Source organism: Streptomyces sp. A1277, from assembly GCF_004795015.1.
Taxonomy (GTDB): Bacteria; Actinomycetota; Actinomycetes; order Streptomycetales; family Streptomycetaceae; genus Streptomyces.
The window spans coordinates 1-26196 of sequence record NZ_SSBI01000018.1; the positions used below are offsets into that span (position 1 = coordinate 1).

A 26196-nucleotide genomic window follows, 5' to 3' on the forward strand; every position below is an offset into this window, starting at 1 on the left:
CCCGTCACGATGCCGCCGGCATCGCGATCGGGAGACGTGCCCTCGGACACCCGATCCGGCGTCGGACGACACCGCCCTCACACGACCGGAGTGATCGTGTGAGGCATCGGACCGTCCAGGCCGCACCGGGTGCCCCAGGGCGTGAGGGACCCCGCCCCCGCATTCCCGGACCACGGACACGATCCGTGCCGCCGGACGCGGAGAGAACGCGGGCGACCAGGACGCCCAAAACCGTTCGGGATGTCCGCAGTGCCAAGGTGTGGGTCCAAGACTCACTCCTGCTCACTGCATAGGTACGGTGTCCCCCACGTACGTACGGGGACTTCGAAAGGCGTGCACATGCCGGACCGGGCGGAACTCGACGGAACAGACCGGACCGACGGGCCCCACGCACCGCGGGTGACACCGCCCGCGGTGCGCGTCGAGGGGCTGTGGAAACGATTCGGCGAGCAGACCGCCGTCGCCGGGATCGATCTGGAACTGCCCGCAGGCAAGTTCATCGGCCTGGTCGGGCCCAACGGGGCGGGGAAGACCACCACGCTCTCCATGGTCACCGGGCTGCTCCGCCCGGACATGGGCAGGATCGAGATCGGCGGGCGGGACGTCTGGCGCGACCCGGTCGAGGTGAAGGCCAGGATCGGCGTACTGCCCGAGGGCCTGCGCCTCTTCGAGCGGCTGTCCGGACGCGAACTCCTCGCCTACACCGGGCGGTTGCGCGGGCTCCCGGGCCACGAGGTGGACAGCCGGTCCACCCAGCTGCTGGACGTGCTGGACCTGGCGGGCTCCCAGCACAAGCTGGTCATCGACTACTCGACGGGCATGCGGAAGAAGATCGGGCTCGCGGCAGCCCTGCTGCACAATCCCGAAGTCCTCTTCCTGGACGAGCCGTTCGAGGGCGTCGACCCGGTGTCCGCGCAGACCATCCGCCAGGTCCTTGAGCGCTACACCCGCTCGGGCGCGACCGTCGTCTTCTCCAGCCATGTGATGGAACTGGTCGAGTCGCTGTGCGACTGGGTGGCCGTCATGGCGGCCGGCACCATCCGGGCCCAGGGCACCCTGGCCGAGGTGCGCGGCGCGGCGCCCTCCCTGCAGAACGCCTTCCTGGAGCTCGTCGGCGCGGGCGACCGCGACACCGGCGAAACCCTCGACTGGCTGGGCGGCGACCGATGAGCGTGCTCGACGCCCCGGCCGGCACCGGCCCCCGCCCGGCCGCCGCGGACAGCGATACGGGCCTGATCCCCGTCTTCGCCCGGCTCAAGGTGACCCTGCTGCGCAACGGGCTGCGCCAGTCCGCCGGGCGCCGGGCCGCCTACATCGCCTCGGTCGTCGGCGCCGTGCTGATCGCCCTGGGCCAGCTGCTCGGGCTGCTCCTGCTGCGCGGCAACGCCCACGCGGACTCCGTGGGGGTGCTGCTCATCGCCATCGTGGCCGTGGGCTGGGCCGTGATGCCGCTGTTCTTCTCCGCCGGTGACGAGACCCTGGACCCGACCCGTCTCGTCATGCTGCCGCTACGGACCCGGCCGCTGATCATCGCGCTGCTCGTCTCCTCGCTGATCGGCATCGGGCCGCTGTTCACACTCTGCCTGGCGGCCGGCTCGGTCGCCGCCGTGGCCCACGGGGCGGGCGCGGTGGTCTTCGCCGTCCTCGCCGCCCCGCTGACCCTGCTGGTCTGCGTGGCCCTGGCCCGCGCCGTAGCCGCCGCCAACACCCGGCTCCTCACCTCCCGCAAGGGCCGCGACCTGGCGGTGCTCAGCGGGCTGGTCATCGCGGTGGGCATCCAGGTCGTCAACTTCGGCGTGCAGCGCCTCGGCCGGGCGGGCGGCCTCTCCGCGCTCGAACCGACGGCGGACGTGGTGCGCTGGCTGCCGCCCGCCTCGGCGATCGGGTCCGTGGACGCCGCCTCGCGGGGGGCGTACGGGCAGGCCGTCGTCCAGCTGCTGCTCGCCGCCGCCGCGCTCGTCGCGCTGCTGTGCATGTGGCAGCGCAGCCTGACGAGGCTGATGACCGCTCCGGACGGCTCGACGGCCGCCGCCGCGGACCCGGACCGCAAGAAGTCCGGCCGGGGCGGCGGCGGGCTGTGGGCGCTGCTCCCCGAGGGGCGCACCGGCACGGTGATGCAGCGGTCCCTGCGGTACGTGGCGCGCGACCCGAAGACCAAGGCCGCCTGGGTGACCGCGCTGGCGGTCGGACTGATCGTGCCGGTGCTCAACGCCCTCCAGGGCACGGGCTCGGTGTACTTCGCGTGCTTCTGCGCCGGGATGCTCGGCATCCAGATGTACAACCAGTTCGGGCAGGACACCTCCGCGTTCTGGATGGTGGCCCTGACGGTCTCGTCCGCCCGGGACGCGTACCTCGAACTGCGGGCGCGGGCGCTGGCGCTGCTGCTGATCACCCTCCCGTACACCGTCGTCGTGACGGTGGTGACGGCGGCGCTGCTCAAGGACTGGTCACGGCTGCCGGGTGTCATGGGCCTGTCGTTCGCGCTGCTGGGCGCGATGCTGGCGACGGGCTCGGTGGCCTCGGTGAACTTCCCGTACTCGGTCCCGCAGGACGGCGCGTTCAAGAACGTGGCGCCGGGGCAGGCCGGGCTCGCCTGGATCTCGATCTTCGGCGGCATGGTGTCGGCGGCGCTGCTGAGCTCCCCGGTGATCGCCCTGACGATCGCGCTGCACGTCACGGGGTCCGAGGACCTGCTGTGGCTCGTGCTGCCGGTGGGGGCCGGGTACGGGGCGCTGATCGCGTGGGGCGGGCTGCGGCTGGCCGCCCCGCGCATGGTCATGCGGCTGCCGGAGATCCTGGGGGCGGTCAGCAAGGGGTGAGGGCGCATCCGGGAGCCTTCAGGGCCTGTCCGGCCATGGTCCGCCGGACAGGCCCTACGGGGACACCGGCTCCCGGTCGTCCTGCGCGTCCTCGGCCAGCTGCTGCAGGAAGGGTTCGACCGCGGTGCGCCAGTCCTCGGGCCGGTCGAGGTGGATGAGGTGGCCGGCGTCGGCCACCTCCGCGTACTGTCCGCGCGGCAGGACCCGGACCATCTCCTGCGCCTCCGCCCGGCCCAGCTCGCCGTCCAGGCCGCGCAGCACCAGCGTCGGACACCTGACCTGGGCCAGCTCCTCCCAGTGCGCGTCGGACACCCAGGTGGCGCGGGACTCCAGCATCTGCCGGCGGGAGAAGACCGGCCGCCAGCCGTCCGCGTGCTCGGTCATCACCTGGGCGTAGAACTCGCCGCGCGACGGGTTGGGGCGCTCCACCCAGGGGTCATCCGCGCCGAACCACTGCCGTACGGCGTCGAGCGAGGCGAACGGCAGCGGCCAGGTGTCGAACCAGTCCGCCCACTCGCGCTGCGAGGCCGCGCCGAGCGCGGAGGCGCGCATGTCGCAGATGACCAGCGCGCGGACCAGGTCGGGGCGCTTGGCGGCGAGCTGCCAGGCGGTCAGCGCGCCCATGGAGTGGCCGACGAGGGTGACCGGGGCGAGCCCCAGCTGTTCGATCGCCGCCTCGGCGTCCGCCACGTACGCGTCCCGGGTGTACGGGCCGTCGACGGGCTTCCCGCTGTCGCCGTGGCCCCGCTGGTCGAGGCCGACCGGGCGGTGGCGCTCGGCGAGCCAGGGGGTGACGGACGCCCAGTGCGAGGCCCGGCCCATCAGGCCGTGCAGCAGTAAGACGCCGGGGGCCCGGCCGCCTGCCGCGCTCGCCTCGGGCCGGTCGGCGAACTCCCAGGCCGCGAGGCGTACGCCGTCGGTCCCGGTCACTTCGATGCGCCGCGCCATAGCTCCAGGCACCCCCTTCTCTCCCTCGGTCACCGGGTGGTCGTGTCGGCCAGACTATCGAACTTGCATTCGAAAACCGGGATCTGCCGACCAACACCGCTCGTTCGAGTGACTGCTTCCCAGGATTGACGGCGGCAGCTGCGGGGAGATCTCTTGCGGGAGGCGGGCCACTCGGGGATGAGGGCCCACGGGGCCGACCTCGAGAGCTCGGGGCTCCAGGTCGGACACAGGGGAGGACAGGCCCCGGCGCCTTGCGGCGCCGGGGCCATCCGTTTCCCGGCCCGACCGCTTCCGGGGGCTCCCCACCACAGGCCCGGCCTGCTCGTACGACGGGTGCATTCCGGCTCCCCTCCCCGGCGGCGGCCCGGCAGTCCACACGCTCAGCCACCCCTCCGCCACAGCCTGGCACGCGAGGCGCCGGCGCGCTGCGGTTCCGGACGTAAAAAGAAAAAACGGGCATCGGCGGCCGTGGCCGCCGATGCCCGGTCTCCCGGAACCCTGCCGGGTCCTCCCGCTCGCTACCGCTTGGCCACGAAGACGTGCGAGGCGATCTCGGAGTCCAGCTCCGCCGCCTCGCCGCTGCTGCCGACCAGCACCCCGCCGGGCGACTCGGTCACGCTGACCACCGAACCGGGCTGCACGCCCGCCCGCCGCAGCGTGTACATCAGCTGGGCGTCCGTCTGGATCGGCTCACCGATCCGGCGGACCACCACCGTCTTGCCCTCGCTCCCCGGGTCGAGGTCGGACAGGCTCACCATGCCCTCGTCCAGGAACGGGTCGGCCTCCGCCTTCTCACCCAGCTCCTCCAGGCCCGGGATCGGGTTCCCGTACGGCGACTCCGTCGGGTGGCGCAGCAGTTCCAGCACCCGCCGCTCCACCGCCTCGCTCATCACGTGCTCCCACCTGCACGCCTCGGCGTGGACCTGCTCCCACTCCAGGCCGATCACGTCGACCAGCAGGCACTCGGCCAGCCGGTGCTTGCGCATGACGCGGGTCGCCAGCCGGCGGCCCTCCTCCGTCAGCTCCAGGTGCCGGTCGCCCGCCACCTGCACCAGGCCGTCGCGCTCCATCCGCGCCACGGTCTGGCTGACGGTGGGACCGCTCTGGTCCAGCCGTTCCGCGATCCGGGCGCGCATGGGGACCACGCCTTCCTCTTCGAGTTCGAGGATGGTGCGGAGATACATCTCCGTTGTGTCGATCAGTCCGGACATTCGTGCCCCTCGATGCAGTCGTGCGCTGGCCCTGCACCAATTCTGACGCATCGCGCCGGTAACCGTGCCTCGCCGTCGCCACCGGCACCCTGCGGTATTGACATGTCACTGGTCCAGACCGCAACGTGATCGGCGGTACGGACGCCCCATGGACACCTCACCCCGCCGGAAAGGTCCTCCTCGATGAGCGAAAGCAAGCTCGCCGGTCAGTTCTTCGACGCAGCGATCGGCCTGCTGGGGAGGGTGCGCGACGAGGAGGCCGACAGCATCGCGGCCGCCGGCTCCGCCATCGCCGACACCGTCGCGGCGGGCGGCCGGCTCTTCGCCTTCGGCGCCGGGCACTCCTCGCTCGCCGCGCAGGACGTCGTCTACCGGGCGGGCGGGCTCGCCCTGATGAACCTGATGGCCGTGCCCGGCGCGCTCGGCGTCGACGTCATGCCCGCGACCCTGGGCTCCGCGCTGGAGCGCGTGGACGGCCTCGCGGGCGCGGTCCTCGACTCCAGCCCGGCGAAGGCCGGTGACGTCCTCGTGATCATCTCGCTGTCCGGGCGCAACGCCCTGCCCGTCGAGATGGCGATGAACGCCCGTGCGCTCGGCCTGAAGGTCATCGGCGTCACCTCGGTCGCGTACGCCACCGAGACCCGGTCCCGGCACAGCTCGGGCGGCTTCCTGCGGGACCACTGCGACATCGTCCTCGACAGCAAGATCGCGGTCGGGGACGCGGAGCTGGAGGTGGACGGCATCGAGGCGCCGTTCGCACCGGCGTCCACCGTGGTCACCAGCGCGATCATGCAGGGCATGATGGCCGCCGCGGCGGAGCGGTTGCTGGAGCGGGGGATCGAGCCGCCGTTGCTGCGGTCGGGGAACGTCGACGGCGGGCACGAGTGGAACGGGCGTGTGATGGCCCAGTACGCGGATCGGATCTTCTACCGCCACTGAGCGGGCCCGCGGCCCGGCCGTGGAACCGAGGGGTTGCCGTCCACCCCGGCGACGGTTCCGTCCTCAGACGCCGGACGGGCCGGGGTTGCCGGGCGGGCCGGGTTTCTCGCCGGGCGGGCCGGACAGCTGGTGGAGGTCCACCGAGGCCGCCACCCGGTCCGCCACGCTCTCCGCGTAGACCGCGTCCGGGCGTTCGAAGGCGGCCCGGTGGGTGGAGCGCAGGAAGGTGACCACGCCCAGGGTCCGGCCCCGGCTGCGCAGCACCGCGCACAGGGCGTGCACCGCGTCGGCGGGCCACTGCCGCTGCCTGGCCCACTCCCCGTCCGTACGCGCGGCCCCCGCCGACGCCCGCACCGAGCCCGTGCGGTCCACCGCCTGGAGGGCCGGGTGGCCCGGCGCGTACCGCAGGGGGAAGCCGCCACCGGCCACCGGCAGGCAGGGCCCCGGCGCGTCCGCCGGGGTGGCGGCGGCCCGTACCAGGCGCTCCCCCGCCACCAGGTCGATCAGCGCGTGGTCGGCGAACCCGGCCAGCGCGTAGTCGAGGGAGGACGTGGCCGCCTCCATCGGGTCCTCGCACTCGGCGGCCGACCGCGAGGCGCGGTGCAGCTGGTTGGAGCGGAAACGGACCCGGTCCGCCTCCTGGGCCGCGAGCTTGGCCGCCGTCACGTCCTGGAAGACCCAGCCGGCCCCCAGCGGCACCGGCTCCTCGGTGAGCGGTGAGGCCAGCCGCAGGAAACCGCTGCGCCAGCAGCGCCGGCGCACGCCCTCACCGCCCCGCAGCGTCACCCACAGCTCGGCGGGTGCGGGCGGCGCGCCCTCGGCCAGCACGTGCTGGAGCGCGCCCTCCAGCTCCTCCACGCCCTGGGTGATCAGCTCGCCGAGCGGGCGCCCGAGCAGCGTCGTGCGGCCGCCGCCCAGGGCGCGGGCGGCGTGGGCGTTGACGACGGTCGGGCGCAGGTCCACGTCCACCAGGACGACGCCCCAGGAGGCGTCCTCGAACAGTGCCTCGCTGAGCGCGATGGCCCGCTCCAGGTCGATCTGCGCGTGGACCTCGCTGAAGGCGCAGTACACCCCGGCCGGCCTGCCGTCCGCGCCCCGCACCCCGGCCGACTGGGTGCGGACGAGGACCCGGCCGCCGTCCTTGCGCAGCAGCGCGAACTCGTGCACCTGCCGGCCCGGCGCCCCCATGACGGCCATCAGCCGGCCCTGCACCTCGTCCGCGTCGGCCCGGCGCACGGCCCACCCGGCGAATCCGGGCCGTCCCACGGCCTCCACGGCGGACCAGCCGAGGATGCGCTCCGCCTCGCGGTTCCAGTGGGTGACGGTGCCCTCCGCGTCGAAGGCGCAGAGCGCCGCGTCCATCCCGTCGAGGAGGGCCGCCAGCAGCTCCGCCCCGGGGATCGGCTCGGGGCCGAGCGCGTCGTCGGTCGTCCCCCTGCTCGTGGAAGCACTCATCCCGGACCCCCTTGCAGGACGTGTCCGCCATTGCCGCACGTCAGACCATTGAACTCGAACGTGACCCAGCACACAGGGACTTCACCGAAAATCGATCCTTTCGATAATTCGGTTGTGCGGGCGAGAAGGCGGTCCTTAGGCTGGTACCAGCGAAGAAAGGAGGTGTTCCGGAAGTGATTTCTTCTCGGACTCGTGAGGTGACTGCGGGCTGACGCCCGTCGTCGCGCTCTTTGCAGTGCAGGCCGGTCATCGGCCAATCCCAAGCAGTCACCGACCCGCAGGCTCGCCGGTAAGTCCGGCCGGCTCCTCCGCAAGGAGGGACCAGAGCCTGCGGGTTTCTGCGTTACGGGGTCCGCGTCACGGGGCAGCGCTCACGGGCACAGCCGCTCGACGCGCCAGGTGCCGTCCCCGCCGCCCTCGCGGACGTAGCGCAGCCGGTCGTGGAGCCGGTTCTCGTGGCCCTGCCAGAACTCGATCGTCTCCGGGACGACCCGGAAGCCGCCCCAGTGCGGGGGCGCCGGGACCTTCTCGCCCTCGGGGTAGCGGGCGGACAGCTCCTCGTAGCGGTGCACCAGCTCCTCGCGGGTGGCGATCACCGTGGACTGGTCGCTCGCCCAGGCGCCCAGCTGGGAGCCGTGCGGGCGGGTGCGGAAGTAGGCGACGGTCTCCTCGCGGGCGACGCGGGAGGCGGTGCCGGTGACGATGACCTGGCGGGCCAGCGGGTGCCAGGGGAAGAGCAGCGAGACGTACGGGTTGGCGGCCAGCTCGCGGCCCTTGCGGGACCCGTAGTTGGTGAAGAAGACAAAGCCGCGCGCGTCGTACATCTTCAGCAGCACCGTGCGGGAGGACGGGCGGCCCTCGGGGGTCGCGGTGGAGACGACCATGGCGTTCGGCTCGTGGAGCATCCCGCCGGCGGCGACCTGCCGGAACCAGCGGGCGAACTGGTCCATCGGATCGGGGGCGAGGCCGTCCTCGGTGAAGCTCTCGGAACGGTACTGCTCGCGCATCGCGGCCGGATCGGTGGTGGAATCGGAGGAGGAGTCTGCGGTGGGCACGGAGCCATCCTGCCGCAGCGGACGGGCACGACGGAGGTCCGTCCGCCGTTGTGCGGGAAGGGGCGCACGACGGACGTCCGCCCGCCGTTGTGCGGGAAGGGGCGGCTGTGCCGGATGTCACGCTTCCCGGTCACGCCGCGACCCGCCAGTATCGGGGGTGGGCCTCCGGGCCCGCTCGCAACCGTCGATCCGAGGGAGCCGCCTGATGTCCGACTTCGTACCCGGACTCGAAGGAGTCGTCGCGTTCGAGACGGAAATCGCCGAACCCGACAAGGAAGGCGGTTCGCTCCGGTACCGGGGCGTCGACATCGAGGACCTCGTCGGCCACGTCTCCTTCGGCAACGTGTGGGGGCTGCTGGTCGACGGGGCGTTCAAGCCGGGTCTGCCGCCGGCCGAGCCGTTCCCGATCCCGGTGCACTCCGGTGACATCCGGGTCGACGTGCAGTCCGCGCTCGCGATGCTCGCCCCGGTGTGGGGGCTGAAGCCGCTGCTGGACATCGACGAGGAGACCGCCCGCGAGAACCTGGCGCGGGCCGCCGTCATGGCGCTGTCGTACGTGGCGCAGTCGGCGCGCGGACAGGGCCGGCCGATGGTCCCGCAGCGCGAGATCGACAAGGCCGGGTCCGTCGTGGAGCGGTTCATGATCCGCTGGCGCGGCGAGCCGGACCCCCGGCACGTCAAGGCCGTCGACGCGTACTGGACGTCCGCCGCCGAGCACGGGATGAACGCGTCCACGTTCACCGCCCGGGTGATCGCCTCGACCGGCGCCGACGTGGCCGCCGCGCTGTCCGGCGCGGTGGGCGCCATGTCGGGCCCGCTGCACGGCGGCGCCCCCTCCCGCGTCCTCGGCATGATCGAGGAGATCGAACGGACCGGGGACGCCACGGCGTACGTGAAGAAGGCCCTGGACAAGGGCGAGCGGCTGATGGGCTTCGGCCACCGCGTCTACCGGGCCGAGGACCCGCGCGCCCGGGTGCTGCGCCGGACCGCCGAGGAGCTGGGCGCGCCCAGGTTCGAGGTGGCGCGGGCGCTGGAGAAGGCGGCGCTGGAGGAGCTGCACGCCCGGCGCCCGGACCGGGTGCTCGCGACGAACGTGGAGTTCTGGGCGGCGATCATGCTGGACTTCGCCGAGGTCCCGGCGCACATGTTCACGTCGATGTTCACGTGCGCCCGTACGGCGGGCTGGTCGGCGCACATCCTGGAGCAGAAGCGGACGGGCCGGCTGGTGCGCCCGTCGGCGCGGTACGTGGGCCCGGGGCCGCGCAGCCCCCGCGAGATCGAGGGGTTCGGCGAGCTGGCGGACCTGGGGAACTGAAGGCGCCGGGGCGGAAGCGGAGGGGGATCGCATGAGCGTGCCGACAGGGCCGCGAGGTGAGCTCTGGGTCGTCGGCCGGCTGGCCGTCGGGACCGTGCACACCCGGCTGATCTGCGTACCGCAGGCGGGCGCCAGGGCCGGGGCGTTCGCGGGGTGGCGCAAGCACATCCCGCAGGGGTACGAGCTGGCCCCGGTCGAGCTGCCGGGCCGGGGCACCCGGGACGCCGAGCCGATGCCGGCGCACTTCGACGAGCTGGCCGACCGGCTGCTGACCGGGCTGACCCCCGAATTCGGCATGCCGTACGTGCTGTTCGGGCACAGCTTCGGCGGGGCCCTGGTCTACGAGCTGAGCCGGCGGATCGCGGACCGGGGGCTGCCCGCCCCGGTGGCCACCGTCGTATCGGGCTTCCGGGCCCCGCACATCCCGCCCACGACGGCCATGGGCGGGGCGACCGACGAAGAGCTGCTGGACTGGCTGATCCGCAACGGCGGGATGCCGGAGGAACTGCTCGCGTACAAGACGTTCGTGCGCCAGATCATGCGGTACATACGCACCGACCTGCGGATCGCCGAGAGCTACTCGCTCGGCGAACCGGACCCGCTGCCGGGCCCGTTGCACGTCTTCGGCGGTACGGACGACCAGGTGACGCCGCCCGACCGGCTCCCCGAGTGGCGGGCCTGCGCCGGTTCGGACTTCTCGCTGACGCTGCTGCCCGGCGGCCACAACTACCCGCACACCGACCCGGCGACCATGGTGGCCGCGCTCATGGACGCCCTCGCGGGCACTCCGTCGCACGCCGGGTGACCCCGGGGGGCGCACTCCATCGCGCGCGGGGTGGCCCCCGGGGGGCGCGGGCTGCCGGTCAGGGCCGGTCGAGTCCCCACGTCTGGAGGGCGTACGGACGCCCCTTCTCGACGCCCTCGATGAGCGGCACGCCGAGCAGCCGGAAGCCGGTGGTGGTGGCCACGGCGACGCTGGCGGCGTTCTCCGGCTCCAGCTCAAGGATCACCCGGTCGACGCCCAGCTCCTCGAAGGCGTACGCGGCCATCACCCGCACCGCCCGCCCGGCAAGCCCCTGCCCGCGGTGGGCGGGCCCGACCGCGTAACCCAGCTCCGTGCCCTCGGGGGCGCGGCGCAGCATCACCTCGCCGAGCGGGGCGCCGCCGTCGAACGTGATGGCGAGCAGGACCGCCGTGCCCTCCTGCCGCAGCCGCCGGGCCTTCGCCAGGCGGGCGCGGGCGGCCTCGGCGTCGAAGGGGGAGACGATCGGCGTCCAGTGCGCGATGTCGGGGTGGTCGAACAACTCCGGCATCGCGGCCAGGTCTTCCTCGGTCCAGTCGCGCAGCACCAGTCCTTCACCCGTGAGTTCGACGCGGTCGGGGAAGGGAGGCGTGGTGCTGCTGCTCATGCTGCGGACCATATACGCGCAACCAGCTGACACCAAGGCGTTTCCCGGTCCACGCTCCGCCCCCCGGCCTCGCGCCCGCCCTCGCGGCCTGCTGATCACGGCGGTACGCGCCTGAGCGCACCGCCCCCTCAGCCCAGCGCCTCGTCCAGCAGCGCGGCCCACTGGGCCACGACCCTGCGGCGGCGGGCGGTGTCGTCGGTGAGGACGTTGGCGAGCCCCAGCCCCCGGGCCATGTCGAGCAGCCCCTGCACGGTCTCGCGCACACCGGGCCTCGCCTCGTCGGCGCGCAGGAGGTTGACGGCGATGCGGTGGGTCTCACGCCCCACCCTCGCCTCCAGTTCGGTGACGCGGGGGCGCAGCTGCTCCTCGTTGGAGGCGGCGACCCAGAGCTGGAGGGCGGCGCGGAAGAGGGGGCCGGTGTAGAGGTCGACCAGGGCGGCGACGACGGCGGCGCGGTCCTGGTCGGGTACGGCGCGCAGGGCGGCGGAGCGCTCCTCGGCGACGTACTCGACGGCCGCGGTGAACAGGTCCTCGCGGGTGGGGAAGTGGTGCTGGGCGGCACCGCGCGAGACCCCGGCTCGTTCGGCGACGACGGCGACGGTGGACCCGGCCCAGCCGTGTTCGGCGAGGCAGGCCACCGCGGCCTCCAGCAGGCGCCGGCGGGTGGCGCGGCTGCGGTCCTGTTTGGGGCCCGGGCTGCCGCCGCCCGGTGTCACAACGCCCATGCGGGGTCCCGTCGTTCGAGGAAGGCCGTCATCCCCTCCCGCGCCTCGGCGGAGGCGAAGAGCTGGGCGGAGCGGGCGATGAGGTCTTCGGCGTGCTGGTCGAAGCTGTCCAGCACAGTAGCCGCGACCAGCTCCTTGGACGCGGCCAGCCCCTGCGGGGACGCCTTGCGCAGCCCGTCCAGCAGGGGCCCGAGCGCGTGGTCCACGTCCTCGGCGGCCAGGGTCACCAGCCCGATGCGGGCGGCCTCCGCCGCGTCGAACTTCTCCCCGGTGAGGTAGTACCGGGCGGCGGCCCGCGCATCGACGCGCGGCAGCAACGGCAACGAGATCACGGCGGGCGCGAGCCCGAGCCGCGACTCGGTGAGCGCGAAGGTGGCGTCGGGCCCGGCGACCGAGATGTCGCACGCCCCGAGCAGCCCCAGCCCCCCGGCCCGGACATGCCCGGTGACCCGGGCGACGACCGGCTTGGGCAGGGCCACGATGCGCCGCATGAGGGCGACGAAATCGTGCGGGTCGGCCGGCGCCCGGAGATCGGCGCCCGCACAGAACGTGTTGCCGGTGTGCGTGAGGACGACCCCCCGCACGGCGTCGTCGGCCGCGCAGCCGTCCAGCGCCTCGGCCAGCTCGGCGACGAGTGCGGCGCTCAGGGCGTTCCGGTTGGCGGGCGAGTCGAGCGTGAGGGTGGTGATGCCGCGCGCGTGGGCGGGCGGGGCGAGCTGACTCATGGATCGCTCTCCTTCTCTGCCGGGCCGTCGCGTTCTCTGCCGGGCCGTCGCGTCGAGCGTGGCAGCAGGAACAAGAACAATCAAGCGCGCTTGCATGATTTTGGGGAGTCAGCCTGCCTTGGAGCCGCGGGTCGGCTGTAGGGTCCTGCGGATGACGACGACGCCTGTGACCTCATCGGCTGCGGCCAACGCCGCCGAGGACTTTCTGCGCACGTTCCACAACCACACTCCCGGTCTCCAGTCCGCAGGGGTCGAGGCCAGCCCCACCCCGGAGGGATCGACCAGCTACCAGGTGCTGGCCCGGCACGTTGCGGGCGCCCGCCGTGTCCTGGACCTGGGATGCGCGGACGGCGCCCTCCTCCAGCTTCTCGCCGAACAGGGCGCGGATGTCCTGGCGGGCGTCGACCTGTCGGCCGGCGAACTGGCCCTGGCCCGCAACCGCCCGGCCCTCGCGCACGCCGACCTGCGCGAGGGCCGCGCTCAGCAGCTGCCCTTCACCGACGGTTCCTTCGATGCCGTCGTGTCACACATGGCGCTGATGCTGATGGCCGATGTCGAGCAGGTCGCGAGGGAGGCCGCCCGAGTCCTGGTACCGGGCGGGAAACTGGCCGTCGCGATGGGCGGCGGCCCGGTCGAGGGCGAGGCGATGGAATTGTTCCTGACACTGGCCCGGCCCTACTTCCGGGCCGCCCCCGTCGAGCGCCACATGCCCCGGCTGGGCGACCGCAGATGCCGGACACGGGAGGGCCTGGACGAGATCCTGGCACCGGCCGGCTTCGCCCCGGTCTCCTGGGAACCCATCACCCTCGACATGGGCGGTACGCCTGCCGAGGCATGGCAGTCCATCACCGGCGCCTTCTACGACATGACGGTGCTGGACGCAGACCAGACCGAGGACCTGCGCGAGGCGTTCATCGAACGCTCCGGCGCACTCGTGACCGCTGACGGGCACCTCCCGTGCGGCATGCGGATCAACACTGCCTCGACGGTGCTGACAAGGGCGGCGTGCCCGCAGTGAGGAAGAACGTGGCGGCATAGGCGAAGCGGCCTGCGCGCCCACCGCTCGCCGAACCGGGCCATGAACCGGTCCGCGCCCACGATCGCCAGGCAGCCCCGCGCTGCGACGCAGGCCAGCGGGGCGTTCGCCGTCCCACCCGGTGCAGCAGGCTCTAATCTCAGTGACGTCCAGTAAGTAGTCGCACTCATCGAGGGTGCTGGTTCTCCCGCTCCCGCAGCTCGCGCCGCAAGATCTTGCCTGTCGCGGCGCGCGGCACCGCGTCCGTGAACTCCACGCGCCGCACCTTCTTGTACGGGGCCACCCGCTCCGCGACCCAGGCCATCAGGGCGTCCGCCGTGAGGTCGGTGCCCGGGGTGCGGACCACGTATGCCTTCGGGATCTCGTTGCCGTCCGGGTCGTACACGCCGATCACCGCCGCGTCCGCGACCGACTCGTGGGCGAGGAGGAGCGCTTCGAGTTCGGCGGGGGCGACCTGGTAGCCCTTGTACTTGATGAGCTCCTTGACGCGGTCCACGACGAACAACCAGCCGTTGGCGTCGATGCGGCCGACGTCGCCGGTGTGGACCCAGCCGTCCGGGTCGATCATGGCGGCGGTGGCGTCGGGGCGGCCCAGGTAGCCCTTCATGGTCTGGGGGCCGCGGATCAGGATCTCGCCGTCGGTGTCGATGCCGACGTCCTCGCCGGGGGTGTCGAGGGACGTGATGCGCAGCTCGGTGCCGGGGAGCAGCTTGCCCACGGTTCCGGGCGGGGCGTCCCGCGCGTCGATGGGTACGACGTTGGCGCCGGGGGACAGCTCCGTCATCCCGTACGCCTGGAGCACGGCCGGCACGCCCACGCGGGCGGCGCACGCGGCGGCCAGGTCGGCGTCCAGAGGGGCGGCGGCGCTGACGATGTACTCGACGCTGGACAGGTCGTAGGCGTCGACGGCCGGGTGCTTGGCGAGGGCCAGGACGATCGGCGGGGCCACGTACAGGCCGGTGACGCGGTGTTGCTGGATGACGCCCAAGAACTGGTCGAGGTCGAAGCGCGGCAGCACGACGACCGTGGCGCCGCAGCGCAGCGGGACGTTCATCAGGGCGGTCAGGCCGTAGATGTGGAAGAAGGGGAGGACGGCCAGGATGGTCTGGCCGGGCTCCATGGGGATGAAGGGGCGCAGCTGCTCCAGGTTGCTCCCGATGGAGCGGTGGGTGAGCATGACGCCCTTGGGGGTGCCGGTGGTGCCGGAGGAGTACGGGAGCACGGCGATGTCGTCGGCGTCGAAGCCGGGCTCGGGCTCCGGGGCGGTGGAGCCGAGCATGTCGAGGACGGAGGTGTGGCCCTCCGCCCGGTCGCAGACGAATATCTCCTGGATGCCGCCCGCCAGTTCGGCCGCCCGGCGGGCTGCGTCGAGGAACAGCGATACGGTCACGATCCAGCGGGCGCCGCTGTCCTTGAGCTGTTTGGCGAACTCCTCGGCGGTGGCCAGCGGGTGCACGGTGGTGACCGCCGCTCCGGCCCGCGTGGCCCCGTAGAAGACGGCCGGGTAGGCGATCGTGTTGGGGCTGTGCAGGGCGAGGACGTCGCCCTTGCGCAGGCCGGCCTCGGCGAGGTGGGCGGCGATGCGGCGGTGGAAGGTGTCCAGCTGGGCGTAGGTCACGCTCATGCCGTTGGTGCCGTCGATCAGGGCGACGGTGTCCCCGTGGGCCGCGGCCCCGCCGAGGACCACGTCGTGGATGGGTGCTTCCAGGACCGGAACGTCTTCGTACTCGCTGTGGAACACCATGGCGGTTCCCTTCGAGGCGGGAGGGGGTGAGGGGGCGGCGGCTGGGGGCCGCCGCCCGTACGGCAGTGGCCCCGCTCAGTACGACTTCGGCAGCCCCAGCGTCTGGTGGGAGATGTAGTTCAGGATCATCTCCCTGCTGACCGGTGCTATCCGGGCCACCCGGGCGCCCGTGATCAGGGACGCGAGGCCGTACTCGCGGGTGAGGCCGTTGCCGCCGAGGGTGTGCACGGCCTGGTCCACCGCCTTCACGCACGCCTCACCGGCCGCGTACTTCGCCATGTTCGCGGCCTCGCCCGCGCCGAAGTCGTCGCCCGCGTCGTAGAGCCGGGCGGCCTTCTGCATCATCAGGCGGGCCAGTTCGAGTTCGATGTGGGCCTGGGCCAGCGGGTGGGCGACGGCCTGGTGGGCGCCGATCGGCTCCTTCCACACCTGGCGGGTCTTCGCGTACTCGACGGCCCGGCCGAGCGCGTAACGGCCCATGCCGATGGCGAAGGCGGCGGTCATGATGCGTTCCGGGTTGAGGCCCGCGAACAGCTGGAGCAGGCCCGCGTCCTCATCGCCTACCAGCGCCTCGGCCGGCAACCGCACGTCGTCCAGGACTAGTTCGAACTGCTTCTCCGGGGCCTGGACCTCCATGTCGATCTGCGACCGCTGGAAGCCGGGTGTCTCGCGGGGGACGATGAACAGGCATGCCTTGAGCTTGCCGGTCCCGGCGTCCTCGGTGCGGCCGACGATGAGCGTGGCGTCCGCGATGTCGACGCCGGAGACGAAGACCTTGCGGCCGGTGAGCAGCCAGTTGTCGCCGTCGCGGCGGGCGGTCGTGGTGATGCGGTGCGAGTTGGACCCGGCGTCGGGCTCGGTGATGCCGAACGCCATGGTGAGGGAGCCGTCGGCGAGGCCCGGCAGCCACTGCCGCTTCTGCTCCTCGGTGCCGAAACGGGCTATCACCGTGCTGCAGATGGCGGGCGAGACGATCATCATGAGGAGGGGTGAGCCGGAGGCCCCCAACTCCTCGAGGACGATCGAGAGTTCCGCCATCCCCGCGCCTCCGCCGCCGTACTCCTCCGGGAGGTTCACGCCGAGGAACCCGGCCTTCGCCGCCTCGGCCCACAGCTCGCGCGGGTGGGCGCCCTCGCTGACGAGGGAGGTCATGTACTCCCGCCCGTACCGCTTCCCGAGGGCGGCGACGGCGGCGCGCAGGGCCTGGTGCTCTTCGGTTTCGAGGACGGTGCTCATGCTCATGCGTGCTCCTCAGCAGTGTCTGCGGACTCCGTGACTACGGCGAGCAGGGCGCCGACCTCCACCTGGAGGCCGGGCGCGGCGTGCAGGGCGGTGAGGGTGCCGGATGCGGGGGCGAGGATGCGGTGCTCCATCTTCATCGCCTCCAGCCAGATCAGCGGCTGCCCGGCCTCGACGGCGGCACCGGCCGCCAGGCCCTCGGCGAGGCGGACGACCGTGCCGGGCATGGGGGCGAGCAGGGAGCCGGGTTCGGTGCGGGCGGCGGGGTCGGTGAAGCGGGGCAGGGCGGTGAAGGCGTACGCGCCGGAGGTGGTGTCGACGTACGCCCTGCCGTCCCGGACGGCCACGTGGAAGGTCCTCGTCACGCCGTCGATGTCGAGGGTGGCGCGGATCCGGTCGGCGGAGACCACGCGGACGCCCTCCGTGCCGACGGCCAGGCCGTCGCGGGTGGGGCGGTAGGTGATCTCGTACTCGCGTCCGTCCGGTTCGCTGCGGTAGCGCCGGAGCTGGGGCTGCGAGGGGAGGTTGCGCCAGGCGCCGAAGCGCATGAACCCCCCGATATTGAGCGTGGCGTTGCGGGCCGCCTCGACGACGGCGGCTGCGGTCGCGGCCTGCCGTACGGACGTCTCGTCGAGCGCGGGGGTCAGGGCCGCCAGGTGCCGGTCGTAGAACCCCGTGTCCAGGCGGGCCGCCAGGAAGTCCGGGTGGCGCAGGGAGTGGACGAGCAGCTCGCGGTTGGTGACCGGGCCGTGGATGCGGGCGCGCTCCAGGGCGCGGGCGAGCAGCCGCACGGCCTCGTTGCGGGTGGGGGCGTGGGCGATGACCTTGGCGAGCATCGGGTCGTAGTGCACGCCGATCGTGTCGCCGCCCGTGTAGCCGGTGTCCAGCCGCAGACCCGGCTCGTCCGGCACGTCGAACGAGAGCAGTGCTCCGGTCTGTGGCTGCCAGTCACGGGCCGGGTCCTCCGCGTAGAGCCGGGCCTCGACCGCGTGCCCGCTCGGCTCCGGCGGCGCGGCGGAGGGCAGCGGCTCGCCCTCCGCGATCCGGAGCTGGAGCGCGACGAGGTCGAGGCCGAACACCGCTTCGGTGACGGGGTGTTCGACCTGGAGGCGGGTGTTCATCTCCAGGAAGTACGGGCGCCCGTCGGCTGCGACCAGGAATTCGACGGTCCCGGCCCCCCGGTAGCCGACCGCGCGGGCGGCGGCCACAGCGGCCTCGTGCAGCCGTTCCCGCAGCTCGTCGTCCAGACCGGGCGCGGGGGCCTCCTCGATGACCTTCTGGTGGCGGCGCTGGAGCGAGCAGTCCCGGGTGCCGAGCGCCCAGACGCCGTCGTGCTCGTCGGCCATGACCTGGACCTCGACGTGCCGGCCGCGCTCCACGTACGGCTCGGCGAACACCTCTGCGTCCCCGAACGCGGACAGCGCCTCGGCCGCCGCGGCCGTCAGCTCGCCGGGCAGATCCCCCAGTTCCCGTACGATCCGCATCCCGCGCCCGCCGCCGCCGGCCGCCGCCTTGAGCAGCAGCGGCAGGTCCTCGGCGGTCGCGGCGGCCGGGTCCACGGGGGCGAGGAGCGGCACTCCGGCGGCGGCCATGAGTTCCTTGGCGCGGGTCTTGGACGCCATCAGCTCGATGGCCTTCACCGGCGGCCCGACCCAGCGCAGCCCGGCGTCCCGCACGGCGGCGGCGAAGCCCGCGTTCTCGGAGAGGAAGCCGTACCCGGGGTGCACGGCGTCCGCCCCGGCCGCGAGCGCGGCGGCCACGACGAGGTCGCCGCGCAGATACGTATCGGCGGGGGCAGCGCCCGGCAGCCGTACGGCGGTGTCGGCCTCCCGGACGTGCAGGGCGCCGGCGTCCGCGTCGGAGTACACGGCGACGGTCGCGATGCCGAGTGCGCGGCAGGTGCGGAAGACCCGGCAGGCGATCTCGCCCCGGTTGGCGACGAGCAGAGTGCTGATCATGCGTACCCTCACATCCGGAAGACGCCGAAGCCGCCGCGGGCGCCTTCGACCGGTGCGGTGTGGATGGCGGACAGGCACATCCCGAGGACGGTCCTGGTGTCGCGCGGGTCGATGACCCCGTCGTCGTACAGCCGCCCGGACAGGAACATCGGCAGGGACTCGGACTCGATCTGCTGCTCGACCATGGCGCGCAGCCCGGCGTCGGCATCGTCGTCGTACGGCCGGCCCTTCGCGGCGGCCGAGGCGCGGGCGACGATGGAGAGCACCCCGGCCAGCTGCTGGGGGCCCATCACGGCGGACTTGCTGCCGGGCCAGGCGAAGAGGAAGCGCGGGTCGTAGGCCCTGCCGCACATGCCGTAGTGCCCGGCACCGTAGGAGGCGCCCATCAGGACCGACAGGTGCGGGACCTTGGAGTTGGAGACGGCGTTGATCATCATCGCGCCGTGCTTGATGATGCCGCCCTGCTCGTACTCCTTGCCCACCATGTAGCCCGTGGTGTTGTGCAGGAAGAGGAGCGGGATGTCGCGCTGGTTGGCGAGCTGGATGAACTGGGCGGCCTTCTGCGACTCCTCGCTGAACAGCACGCCCTGCGCGTTGGCGAGGATGCCGACCGGGTAGCCGTGCAACCGCGCCCAGCCGGTGGCCAGGCTCGTCCCGTACAGCGGTTTGAACGCGTCGAAGTCCGAGCCGTCGACCAGCCGGGCGATGACCTCGCGCGGGTCGAACGGCACCTTCAGGTCCCCGGGGACGATGCCGATCAGCTCGCCCTCGTCGTACTTGGGCGGCTCGGCGGGGCCCGGATCGGGGTGCGCCTTGCGCCAGTTGAGGCGGGCGACGATGCGGCGGGCCTGGCGCAGGGCGTCCTGCTCGTCCACGGCGAAGTGGTCGGCGAGCCCGGAGGTGCGGGCGTGCATTCCGGCGCCGCCGAGCGATTCGTCGTCGCTCTCCTCCCCGGTCGCCATCTTCACCAGGGGCGGGCCGCCCAGGAAGACCTTGGACCGCTCCTTGATCATGACGGTGTGGTCGGACATGCCGGGGACGTACGCCCCGCCGGCGGTGGAGTTGCCGAAGACCACGGCCACGGTCGGGATGCCGGCGGCGGAGAGCCGGGTGATGTCGCGGAAGAGCGCGCCGCCGGGGATGAAGATCTCCTTCTGGGAGGGCAGGTCGGCGCCGCCCGACTCGACCAGGCTGATGCACGGCAGCCGGTTGGCGAAGGCGATCTCGTTGGCGCGCAGGGCCTTCTTCAGCGTCCACGGGTTGGACGCGCCGCCGCGTACGGTCGGGTCGTTGGCGGTGATCAGGCACTCCACGCCCTCCACCACCCCGATCCCGGTCACGAGCGAGGCGCCGACCGCGTACTCACTGCCCCAGGCGGCGAGCGGCGACAGCTCCAGGAACGGGGTGTCCCGGTCGACCAGCAGTTCGATGCGCTCGCGGGCCAGCAGCTTGCCGCGCGAACGGTGCCGCTCGACGTACTTCTCGCCGCCGCCCTCCAGCGCCTTGGCGTGCGCGGCGTCGAGTTCGGCGAGCTTGTCGAGCATGGCGGCCCGGTTGGCCGCGTATTCGGGGCTCGCGGTGTCGAGCCCGGTGGGCAGGACGGTCATGCGTGCACCTCCGGTGCGTCGGCGCGATCCAGCAGGGCCACGGGTATCTCCAGGTGGCGCGAGCGCAGCCACTCCCCCACCGCCTTGGCCTGCGGGTCGAAGCGGTGCTGGGCGGCGACGCCTTCGCCGAGCAGCCCGTGGACGGTGAAGTTGAGCGCGCGCAGGTTGGGGAGGACGTGGCGTACGACGGTGAGCTCGGCGGTCTCCGGAAGGAGCTGGCGGAAGCGCTCGACGGTCAGCTCGTGGGCCAGCCACCGCCACGCCTCGTCGCCACCGGCCCACACCCCGACGTTGGCGTCCCCGCCCTTGTCCCCGCTGCGGGCCCCGGCGACCCGGCCGAGGGGTGCGCGTCGGGTCGGCCCCGGCTCCAACGGCGGCGGCAGCGGTGGCTGTTCAACGTCCTCCAGGGCCTGCGTCCGTACGGGCGGATCGACGGTCAGCCGCGTCCCGTCGGGCAGCACGGCGACATGCTCCACATCCCCGGCCGGTACGGACCGCGCCTCGAACACCCCGTAGGGCGCGCCCTTGCCGGGCGGGGCGGTGACATGGAAGCCGGGGTAGCTGCCGAGAGCCAGCTCGATCGCGGCTCCGGAGAGCGCGCGCCCCACGGCATCCGGCTCCCGGTCGCGGACGACGAGCCGGAGCAGGGCGCTCGCGGTCTCCTCGGTGGCGGCGTCGGCCCGGTCCGTACGGGCCAGCTCCCACCGCACTTCTTCCGGCTGCCGCCCGGCGCGCGCGAAGGCGTCCGCGAACTGGTCCCGGACGAGCTGCGCCTTGGCCTCGATGTCGAGCCCGGTGAGCACGAAGACGACCTCGTTGCGCCAGCCCCCGAGCCGGGTCAGCCCGGCCTTGAGGGCGGGCGGGGGTGCCTCGCCGCGTACGCCGGTGATCCGGACCCGGTCGGGCCCGTCCGTGGCCAGCCGTACGGTGTCGAGCCGGGCGGTGACGTCCGGTCCCGCGTACCGGGCGCCGCCGGTCTCGTACAGGAGTTGGGCGGTGACCGTGCCGAGGTCGACGGCGCCGCCGGTGCCGTCGTGCTTGGTGATGACGGAGGTGCCGTCGGCGTGGATCTCGGCGACGGGGAAGCCGGGCCGGCGGACGTCGTGGTCGCGGAAGAAGGAGTAGTTGCCGCCGGTGGCCTGCGTCCCGCACTCCAGGACGTGTCCGGCGACGACGGCTCCGGCGAGCGCGTCGTGCTCGTCCGGGCCCCAGCCGAAGTGGGCGGCGGCGGGCCCGGTGACGAGGGCGGCGTCGGTCACCCGGCCGGTGACGACGACCTCGGCCCCGGCCCGCAGACAGGCGGCGATGCCCGCGCCGCCGAGGTACGCGTTGGCGGTGAGGAACCCGTCCGGCACGGGCAGGCTGTCGCCCTCGACATGGGCGACGCGCACGGGCACGCCCACCTTCCCGGCCAGCTCGCGCACGGCGTCGGCCAGCCCGGCGGGGTTGAGCCCACCGGCGTTGGCGACGATCCTCACGCCCCGCTCCCGGGCGAGCCCGAGCCCGTCCTCCAACTGCCGCAGGAAGGTGGAGGCGTAGCCGCGCGAGGGGTCCTTGAGGCGGCTGCGGCCGAGGATGAGCATGGTCAGCTCGGCGAGGTAGTCGCCGGTGAGGACGTCGAGGGGGCCGCCGGTGAGCATCTCGCGCACGGCGTCGAAGCGGTCGCCGTAGAACCCGGAGGCGTTGCCTATCCGCAGGGGCGGCGGCACCGGGGGCCGGGGCGCCGGGGGCGGGGATGCCGGGGACCGGGGCGCCGGGGGCGGGGATGCCGGGGACCGGGGCGCCGGGGGCGGGGATGCCGGGGGCCGGGGCGCCGGGGGCGGGGTCATCGGTCCGTCTTGCGGGGGCGGCCCGGCCCGGCGGGTCCGGCGAATGCCTGGGCGATGGAGAGCCAGGTGTCGGCGTCGGCCCCCTCCGCCCGGACGGCGAGGTCGTCGCGGTGGGCGCGCTGGGTGACGAGCAGGCAGAAGTCGTGCAGCGGGCCGGTGACGCGCTGGGCGGCGCCCTCAGGCCCGTACGCGATCGACTCACCGCCCGGCGCCTCCAGTTCCACCCGGAACTCCTCGCCGGGCGCCTGCATCCCCCGGACGAGGAAGGCGTAGTCGCGGGCCCGGACCCCGATGCGCGCGACGTGCCGCAGCCGGGCGGTGGGGGTGCGGGTGACCCCGAGGGCGTCGGCCACGTCCTGGCCGTGCGCCCAGGTCTCCATGAGCCGCCCGGTCGCGATGGACGCGACGCTCATCGGCGGCCCGTACCAGGGGAACTTCGCCCCGGCGGGGGCCGCCCGCAGGGCCTCCTGCAACCGCTCGCGCCCCGCACGCCAGCGGACGAGCAGCGCGTCCGGGGCGTACGCGGCGACGACCTCCTCGGCGGCCCGGTCCACGAAGCCCTCGGGGTCCTTCATCGCCTTCGCCACCTCGTCGCCGAACCGCTCGGGGTCGGTGACGGAGATCAGCGCGACGTCGTCGGTCCAGCTCAGGTGGGCGATCTGGTGGGCGACGCTCCACCCCTCGGCGGGGGTCGCCCCCGCCCACTGTCTCGCGCTCGCGCCGGCGACGAGGAGGTCGAGTTCCTCGCTCTCACTGCGCAGATCGTCGAGCACGGCTGAGGCATCGGACACGGTGCGCTCCCCTCGGGGCGTGGCGGTGTGCCCGGGAGCCTGCCAGCGGAACGGAAAACAATCAAGCATGCTTGCATGATTTTTATTGCCGCGACCGGCGTGCACCCGTCCCGTCAGCCCCGGGATCCGGTTCGGGGCGAACGGCATCCAGTCGATGCCACGGCCTCGCAGTCAAGCGCGGACGGCCGCCATGGGCCGGGGGCGGCCCGGCAGGTTCTCGTGGGCGGCGATGGTGATCCACTCTGCTGCGCTCGGTGTGTCCATGGCTCTCATAGCGCCGGGCGGCCGCCCGGCGGCGTAGACCCGGTTCCCGGCCTACTTCCCCTTCGACGCCGCCTCGGCCATCCTCGCCGTCGTGCTCGCGTCCTGCGGCGCGGCTTCGGTGACCGGCTCCTCCTCCGCCGTTCCACGCTTCGTGGCGGCGGCCCTGCGCAGCAGGGTCGCGGCCAGCAGGAGGGCGAGGGCGACGAGGCCGGCGCCGATGCGGAAGGCGAGCCGGTAGCCGGAGGTGAGGGCCGCGGCTGTGCTCGCCCCTTCGCCCAGCAGGGCGTCCGTGTGCGAGGCGGCGAGCGTGCTGAGGGCGGCGAGGCCGAACGCGCTGCCGATCTGCTGCATGGTGTTGAACATGCCGGACGCGGTGCCCGAGTCCTCGGGCGTGGCCCCCGACATCGCGAGCGTGGCGAGCGACGGCATCGCGAGGCCGAAGCCGATGCCGAGCGGCAGCAGGGCGGGCAGGACGTCCACGGCGTAGCTCCCGTCCGCCGGCACGCGGCTGAGCACGGCGAGCCCTGCCGCGATGAGCCCGAGCCCCGGCAGGAGCACCGTGCGGGGGCCGAAGCGGGCGATCAGCGCGGGTGCGAGGCCGAGGGAGAGTGCGCCGATCGCGACCGAGACCGGGAAGATGCCGAGGCCGGTGTGGATCTCGTCGAAGCCGAGCACCTTCTGCAGGTAGAGCACGCACAGGAACTGGAAGCTGAACATCCCGGCCACCATGAGGGCCTGGATGACCATCGCGCCCGAGACGTCGCGGGAGCGGAACACGCGCAGCGGCAGGAGCGGGTGGGCGGCCTTCGCCTGGCGTACGAGGAAGGCCAGGAGCAGGGCGAGGGCGGCGGCGGCGAAGCCCAGGGTGTGCGGTGAGGTCCAGCCGTGCCCGCCGGTCCCGACGATCGTGTAGACGCCGAGCATCAGCGCGGAGGTGACGAGGAGCGCGCCCGCGGCGTCGGTCCCCCGGCCGAGGCCGGCTCCGTGCTCGGGGGCGAGGACGCGCCCGGCCGCCAGCACGGCGGCGAGGCCGATGGGGACGTTGACGAAGAAGATCCAGTGCCAGCTGATGGTCTGCGTCAGGACGCCGCCGGCGAGGAGGCCCAGTGAGCCGCCTGCGGACTGGACGAAGCTGTAGACGCCGATGGCCTTGGCCCGCTCCTTCGGCTGCGGGAACAGGGTCACGACCATGCCGAGCGTCCCGGCCGAGGTGACCGCCCCGCCGACGCCCTGGGCGAACCGGGAGGCGAGCAGCGTCGCCGCGTCCTGGGAGACACCGCACAGCAGCGAGGCCGCCGTGAAGAGGGCCAGGCCGGCGACGAAGACGCGTTTGCGCCCGATGAGGTCGCCGAGCCGCCCGGAGAGCAGCAGCAGGCCGCCGAAGGGGACGAGGTAGATGTTGACCACCCAGGCCAGCCCCGACGGGGAGAAGCCGAGGTCCCGCTGGATGGCGGGCAGGGCCACGTTCACGACGGTCCCGTCGAGGATGACCATCAGCTGCCCGGCGCAGAGGACCGCCAGGGCCGGCCAACGTGAGGTCTGGACTGATGCATCGGTTCTCCGCACGGCGACTACCTCCAAAGGTGCACGACTTGTTACAGGTGTCATCCTCTGTAACCATCGTGCGTGGCGGAAGGAGGCACTTTCATGTCACGCAGTCACACCGATGTGTCCGACCAGGTCAGCAACGAGGCGTGCCCGCTCACCGAGGTCATCGACCACGTCGCGGGCAAGTGGAGCATCGGGATTCTCGTCGCGGCCGCGCACGGCCCGGTCAGGTTCACCGAGCTGGAACGCACCATCACGGGCATCAGCCGGCGCATGCTCACCCTGAACCTGCGCAAGCTGGAGCGCGACGGCCTGCTCGTGCGGACCGTCTACCCGACCGTGCCGCCCAAGGTGGAGTACACCCTCACGCCCATGGCCCGCGAACTGCACGCCAGCCTCACCGGGCTCGTCGGCTGGGCGGAACGCCACCGGGCGGACATCACCGCCGCCCGCGCCACCTACGACGCCGGCGCCGCAGCGGCCTCCTGACGCCCGGCGCGCCCCTTGTCACCGCTTCCCGGCGCCCCGCACCTGGCTGCGTACCGCGCCCATGCTCGCGCCGATGACCAGGGCGATGGCGAGGGCGTCCGTCGTGGAGAGGGCCTGGTCGAGGACGAGGAAGCCGGCCAGGGCGGCGATGGCGGGTTCCAGGCTCATCAGGATGGCGAAGGTGGGCGCGGGCAGGCGGCGCAGGGCGATGAGTTCGAGGGTGTACGGGAGGACCGAACTCAGCAGGGCGACGGCGGCGCCGAGGCCCAGCGTCGTCGGGACGAGGAGCTTGGAGCCCGCGTCCATGATGCCGAGCGGCAGCGAGAGGACGGCCGCGACCACCATGGCCAGGGCGAGGCCGTCCGCCTGCGGGAAGCGGCGGCCGGTGCGGGCGCTGAAGACGATGTACGCCGCCCACATCGCCCCCGCCGCGAGGGCGAAGGCGGCGCCCACCGGGTCGAGCCGGTCGAAGCCCCCGCCGCTGAGCAGGACGACCCCGGCGAGCGCGAGGGCGGCCCAGACCGCATTGACCAGGCGGCGCGAGGCGACCACCGACAGGACGAGCGGGCCCAGCACCTCCAGGGTGACGGCGGCACCGAGCGGGATGCGGTCGACGGCCTGGTAGAACAGCGTGTTCATGCCGCCCATCGCGACGCCGAACGCCACCACCGTGCCCCAGTCGGCGCGCGAGTGGCCGCGCAGCCGGGGCCGGCAGACGAGGAGCAGGACGAGCGCGGCGGCGGCCAGCCGCAGCGTGACGACGCCGAGCGCACCGGCCCGGGGCATCAGCAGCACGGCGATGGCGGCGCCGAACTGGACGGAAAGACCGCCCGCGACCACGAGCGCGACCGGGGCGAACGCGGCCCGCCGCCCGGCGGTGCGGTCCGGGCCGCCGAGCCCGGGGGCGGCGACCGCCTCCGGCACGGCGACGGCGGCTGCGGCCGGTTCCGAGGCGGCTGTGGCGGTGCTCTGGTCGTTCACCCGGGGGCCTGTCTTTCCTGAATCCATGAACGTGACGGTGCAATGCGACGCACTGCCGAATCGAAGGTACTGCGTTGCTGTACCTACATGATGTAGTTACATTGAGCCC

At 73.2% G+C, this 26196-nt stretch carries 22 protein-coding genes and 1 pseudogene; 8 read left to right on the forward strand and 15 right to left on the reverse strand.

All coding sequences use genetic code 11. The annotated features are described in order from the left end of the window. From E6R18_RS34855 to E6R18_RS14350, 3 genes and pseudogenes are all read left to right on the forward strand, one after another. Positions 1 to 293: pseudogene (locus E6R18_RS34855) on the forward strand (IS200/IS605 family accessory protein TnpB-related protein); the annotation flags it as partial. A gap of 46 nt (positions 294 to 339) precedes the next feature. Then, the gene (locus E6R18_RS14345) at positions 340 to 1170 is read left to right on the forward strand and encodes an ABC transporter ATP-binding protein (RefSeq protein WP_136317273.1); all 831 of its coding nucleotides are present in this window, start codon (positions 340 to 342) and stop codon (positions 1168 to 1170) included. Next, entirely contained in the window at positions 1167 to 2819 is a 1653-nt protein-coding gene (locus E6R18_RS14350; RefSeq protein ID WP_136317274.1) for a transporter, read from the forward strand. Before E6R18_RS14345 ends, E6R18_RS14350 begins: the two co-directional genes overlap by 4 nt. Positions 2820 to 2873: 54 nt before the next feature. Here the strand turns inward: E6R18_RS14350 and E6R18_RS14355 are convergent, their stop codons facing one another. Both E6R18_RS14355 and E6R18_RS14360 read right to left on the reverse strand, forming a co-directional pair. After that, positions 2874 to 3767: an alpha/beta hydrolase gene (locus E6R18_RS14355; RefSeq protein ID WP_136317375.1), complete on the reverse strand. Its 894-nt coding sequence runs from the start codon at positions 3765 to 3767 to the stop codon at positions 2874 to 2876. Positions 3768 to 4285: 518 nt separating this feature from the next. After that, positions 4286 to 4978, reverse strand: a complete 693-nt coding sequence (locus tag E6R18_RS14360; protein WP_136317275.1) for a metal-dependent transcriptional regulator — start codon at positions 4976 to 4978, stop codon at positions 4286 to 4288. 183 nt (positions 4979 to 5161) lie between these two features. On the opposite strand from E6R18_RS14360, the gene E6R18_RS14365 reads away from it, so the two are divergent. Beyond that, entirely contained in the window at positions 5162 to 5917 is a 756-nt protein-coding gene (locus E6R18_RS14365; protein WP_136317276.1) for an SIS domain-containing protein, read from the forward strand. Positions 5918 to 5980: 63 nt separating this feature from the next. Here E6R18_RS14365 and E6R18_RS14370 read toward each other — a convergent pair whose 3' ends face one another. Together E6R18_RS14370 and pdxH are read right to left on the reverse strand one after the other, a co-directional pair. Continuing rightward, positions 5981 to 7372 carry a PAS domain-containing protein gene (locus E6R18_RS14370; RefSeq protein ID WP_136317277.1) on the reverse strand — a complete coding sequence of 464 codons (1392 nt, stop codon included), beginning with the start codon at positions 7370 to 7372 and terminating at the stop codon, positions 5981 to 5983. A gap of 371 nt (positions 7373 to 7743) precedes the next feature. Next, a complete protein-coding gene (gene pdxH / locus E6R18_RS14375; RefSeq protein WP_136317376.1) occupies positions 7744 to 8379 on the reverse strand; it encodes a pyridoxamine 5'-phosphate oxidase in 636 nt (211 codons plus the stop codon). A gap of 253 nt (positions 8380 to 8632) precedes the next feature. Between pdxH and E6R18_RS14380 the strand changes: the two genes are divergently transcribed. Both E6R18_RS14380 and E6R18_RS14385 read left to right on the forward strand, forming a co-directional pair. Continuing rightward, on the forward strand, positions 8633 to 9742 hold the full coding sequence (locus E6R18_RS14380; RefSeq protein WP_136317278.1) for a citrate synthase 2: 1110 nt from the start codon (positions 8633 to 8635) through the stop codon (positions 9740 to 9742). 31 nt (positions 9743 to 9773) lie between these two features. Further along, on the forward strand, positions 9774 to 10547 hold the full coding sequence (locus tag E6R18_RS14385) for an alpha/beta fold hydrolase (RefSeq protein WP_136317279.1): 774 nt from the start codon (positions 9774 to 9776) through the stop codon (positions 10545 to 10547). A 58-nt stretch (positions 10548 to 10605) separates the two neighbouring features. On the opposite strand, the gene E6R18_RS14390 is transcribed toward E6R18_RS14385, so the two are convergent. From E6R18_RS14390 to E6R18_RS14400, 3 genes are all read right to left on the reverse strand, one after another. After that, positions 10606 to 11151, reverse strand: a complete 546-nt coding sequence (locus E6R18_RS14390; protein WP_136317280.1) for a GNAT family N-acetyltransferase — start codon at positions 11149 to 11151, stop codon at positions 10606 to 10608. A gap of 128 nt (positions 11152 to 11279) precedes the next feature. Beyond that, positions 11280 to 11876, reverse strand: coding sequence for a TetR/AcrR family transcriptional regulator (locus E6R18_RS14395; RefSeq protein ID WP_136317281.1), 597 nt, complete (start codon positions 11874 to 11876; stop codon positions 11280 to 11282). Beyond that, on the reverse strand, positions 11864 to 12601 hold the full coding sequence (locus E6R18_RS14400) for an enoyl-CoA hydratase family protein (protein ID WP_136317282.1): 738 nt from the start codon (positions 12599 to 12601) through the stop codon (positions 11864 to 11866). The genes E6R18_RS14395 and E6R18_RS14400 overlap by 13 nt, the downstream gene beginning before the upstream one ends. A gap of 151 nt (positions 12602 to 12752) precedes the next feature. On the opposite strand from E6R18_RS14400, the gene E6R18_RS14405 reads away from it, so the two are divergent. Beyond that, entirely contained in the window at positions 12753 to 13619 is an 867-nt protein-coding gene (locus E6R18_RS14405) for a class I SAM-dependent methyltransferase (RefSeq protein ID WP_136317283.1), read from the forward strand. A gap of 184 nt (positions 13620 to 13803) precedes the next feature. On the opposite strand, the gene E6R18_RS14410 is transcribed toward E6R18_RS14405, so the two are convergent. The 7 genes from E6R18_RS14410 to E6R18_RS14445 all read right to left on the reverse strand — a co-directional run bounded on the left by E6R18_RS14410 (position 13804) and on the right by E6R18_RS14445 (position 24677). Beyond that, on the reverse strand, positions 13804 to 15381 hold the full coding sequence (locus tag E6R18_RS14410) for a 4-coumarate--CoA ligase family protein (protein WP_136317284.1): 1578 nt from the start codon (positions 15379 to 15381) through the stop codon (positions 13804 to 13806). A gap of 75 nt (positions 15382 to 15456) precedes the next feature. After that, positions 15457 to 16617, reverse strand: a complete 1161-nt coding sequence (locus E6R18_RS14415) for an acyl-CoA dehydrogenase family protein (RefSeq protein ID WP_136317377.1) — start codon at positions 16615 to 16617, stop codon at positions 15457 to 15459. 2 nt (positions 16618 to 16619) lie between these two features. After that, a complete protein-coding gene (locus E6R18_RS14420) occupies positions 16620 to 18578 on the reverse strand; it encodes a biotin carboxylase N-terminal domain-containing protein (protein ID WP_136317285.1) in 1959 nt (652 codons plus the stop codon). Between the two features lie 8 nt (positions 18579 to 18586). Further along, positions 18587 to 20185 (reverse strand): carboxyl transferase domain-containing protein, encoded by a 1599-nt coding sequence (locus E6R18_RS14425; protein ID WP_136317286.1) that lies wholly within the window; start codon positions 20183 to 20185, stop codon positions 18587 to 18589. Further along, positions 20182 to 21894 carry an acyclic terpene utilization AtuA family protein gene (locus E6R18_RS14430; RefSeq protein ID WP_136317287.1) on the reverse strand — a complete coding sequence of 571 codons (1713 nt, stop codon included), beginning with the start codon at positions 21892 to 21894 and terminating at the stop codon, positions 20182 to 20184. The genes E6R18_RS14425 and E6R18_RS14430 overlap by 4 nt, the downstream gene beginning before the upstream one ends. Positions 21895 to 22010: 116 nt before the next feature. Beyond that, a complete protein-coding gene (locus E6R18_RS14440) occupies positions 22011 to 22805 on the reverse strand; it encodes a TIGR03084 family metal-binding protein (protein ID WP_136317288.1) in 795 nt (264 codons plus the stop codon). 315 nt (positions 22806 to 23120) lie between these two features. Next, positions 23121 to 24677 (reverse strand): MFS transporter, encoded by a 1557-nt coding sequence (locus E6R18_RS14445; protein ID WP_136317289.1) that lies wholly within the window; start codon positions 24675 to 24677, stop codon positions 23121 to 23123. Positions 24678 to 24716: 39 nt separating this feature from the next. On the opposite strand from E6R18_RS14445, the gene E6R18_RS14450 reads away from it, so the two are divergent. Next, a complete protein-coding gene (locus tag E6R18_RS14450; RefSeq protein WP_206308283.1) occupies positions 24717 to 25106 on the forward strand; it encodes a helix-turn-helix domain-containing protein in 390 nt (129 codons plus the stop codon). An 18-nt stretch (positions 25107 to 25124) separates the two neighbouring features. On the opposite strand, the gene E6R18_RS14455 is transcribed toward E6R18_RS14450, so the two are convergent. Further along, a complete protein-coding gene (locus tag E6R18_RS14455) occupies positions 25125 to 26087 on the reverse strand; it encodes an EamA family transporter (RefSeq protein ID WP_136317378.1) in 963 nt (320 codons plus the stop codon). Between the last annotated feature and the right edge of the window lie 109 nt (positions 26088 to 26196).

Coding starts and splice junctions, on each gene's coding strand:
- E6R18_RS14345 (WP_136317273.1), top strand. CDS start 340: ATGCCGGACCGGGCGGAACTCGACGGAACAGACCGGACCGACGGGCCC.
- E6R18_RS14350 (WP_136317274.1), top strand. CDS start 1,167: ATGAGCGTGCTCGACGCCCCGGCCGGCACCGGCCCCCGCCCGGCCGCC.
- E6R18_RS14355 (WP_136317375.1), bottom strand. CDS start 3,767: ATGGCGCGGCGCATCGAAGTGACCGGGACCGACGGCGTACGCCTCGCG.
- E6R18_RS14360 (WP_136317275.1), bottom strand. CDS start 4,978: ATGTCCGGACTGATCGACACAACGGAGATGTATCTCCGCACCATCCTC.
- E6R18_RS14365 (WP_136317276.1), top strand. CDS start 5,162: ATGAGCGAAAGCAAGCTCGCCGGTCAGTTCTTCGACGCAGCGATCGGC.
- E6R18_RS14370 (WP_136317277.1), bottom strand. CDS start 7,372: ATGAGTGCTTCCACGAGCAGGGGGACGACCGACGACGCGCTCGGCCCC.
- pdxH (WP_136317376.1), bottom strand. CDS start 8,379: ATGCGCGAGCAGTACCGTTCCGAGAGCTTCACCGAGGACGGCCTCGCC.
- E6R18_RS14380 (WP_136317278.1), top strand. CDS start 8,633: ATGTCCGACTTCGTACCCGGACTCGAAGGAGTCGTCGCGTTCGAGACG.
- E6R18_RS14385 (WP_136317279.1), top strand. CDS start 9,774: ATGAGCGTGCCGACAGGGCCGCGAGGTGAGCTCTGGGTCGTCGGCCGG.
- E6R18_RS14390 (WP_136317280.1), bottom strand. CDS start 11,151: ATGAGCAGCAGCACCACGCCTCCCTTCCCCGACCGCGTCGAACTCACG.
- E6R18_RS14395 (WP_136317281.1), bottom strand. CDS start 11,876: ATGGGCGTTGTGACACCGGGCGGCGGCAGCCCGGGCCCCAAACAGGAC.
- E6R18_RS14400 (WP_136317282.1), bottom strand. CDS start 12,601: ATGAGTCAGCTCGCCCCGCCCGCCCACGCGCGCGGCATCACCACCCTC.
- E6R18_RS14405 (WP_136317283.1), top strand. CDS start 12,753: ATGACGACGACGCCTGTGACCTCATCGGCTGCGGCCAACGCCGCCGAG.
- E6R18_RS14410 (WP_136317284.1), bottom strand. CDS start 15,381: ATGGTGTTCCACAGCGAGTACGAAGACGTTCCGGTCCTGGAAGCACCC.
- E6R18_RS14415 (WP_136317377.1), bottom strand. CDS start 16,617: ATGAGCACCGTCCTCGAAACCGAAGAGCACCAGGCCCTGCGCGCCGCC.
- E6R18_RS14420 (WP_136317285.1), bottom strand. CDS start 18,578: ATGATCAGCACTCTGCTCGTCGCCAACCGGGGCGAGATCGCCTGCCGG.
- E6R18_RS14425 (WP_136317286.1), bottom strand. CDS start 20,185: ATGACCGTCCTGCCCACCGGGCTCGACACCGCGAGCCCCGAATACGCG.
- E6R18_RS14445 (WP_136317289.1), bottom strand. CDS start 24,677: ATGACACCTGTAACAAGTCGTGCACCTTTGGAGGTAGTCGCCGTGCGG.
- E6R18_RS14450 (WP_206308283.1), top strand. CDS start 24,717: ATGTCACGCAGTCACACCGATGTGTCCGACCAGGTCAGCAACGAGGCG.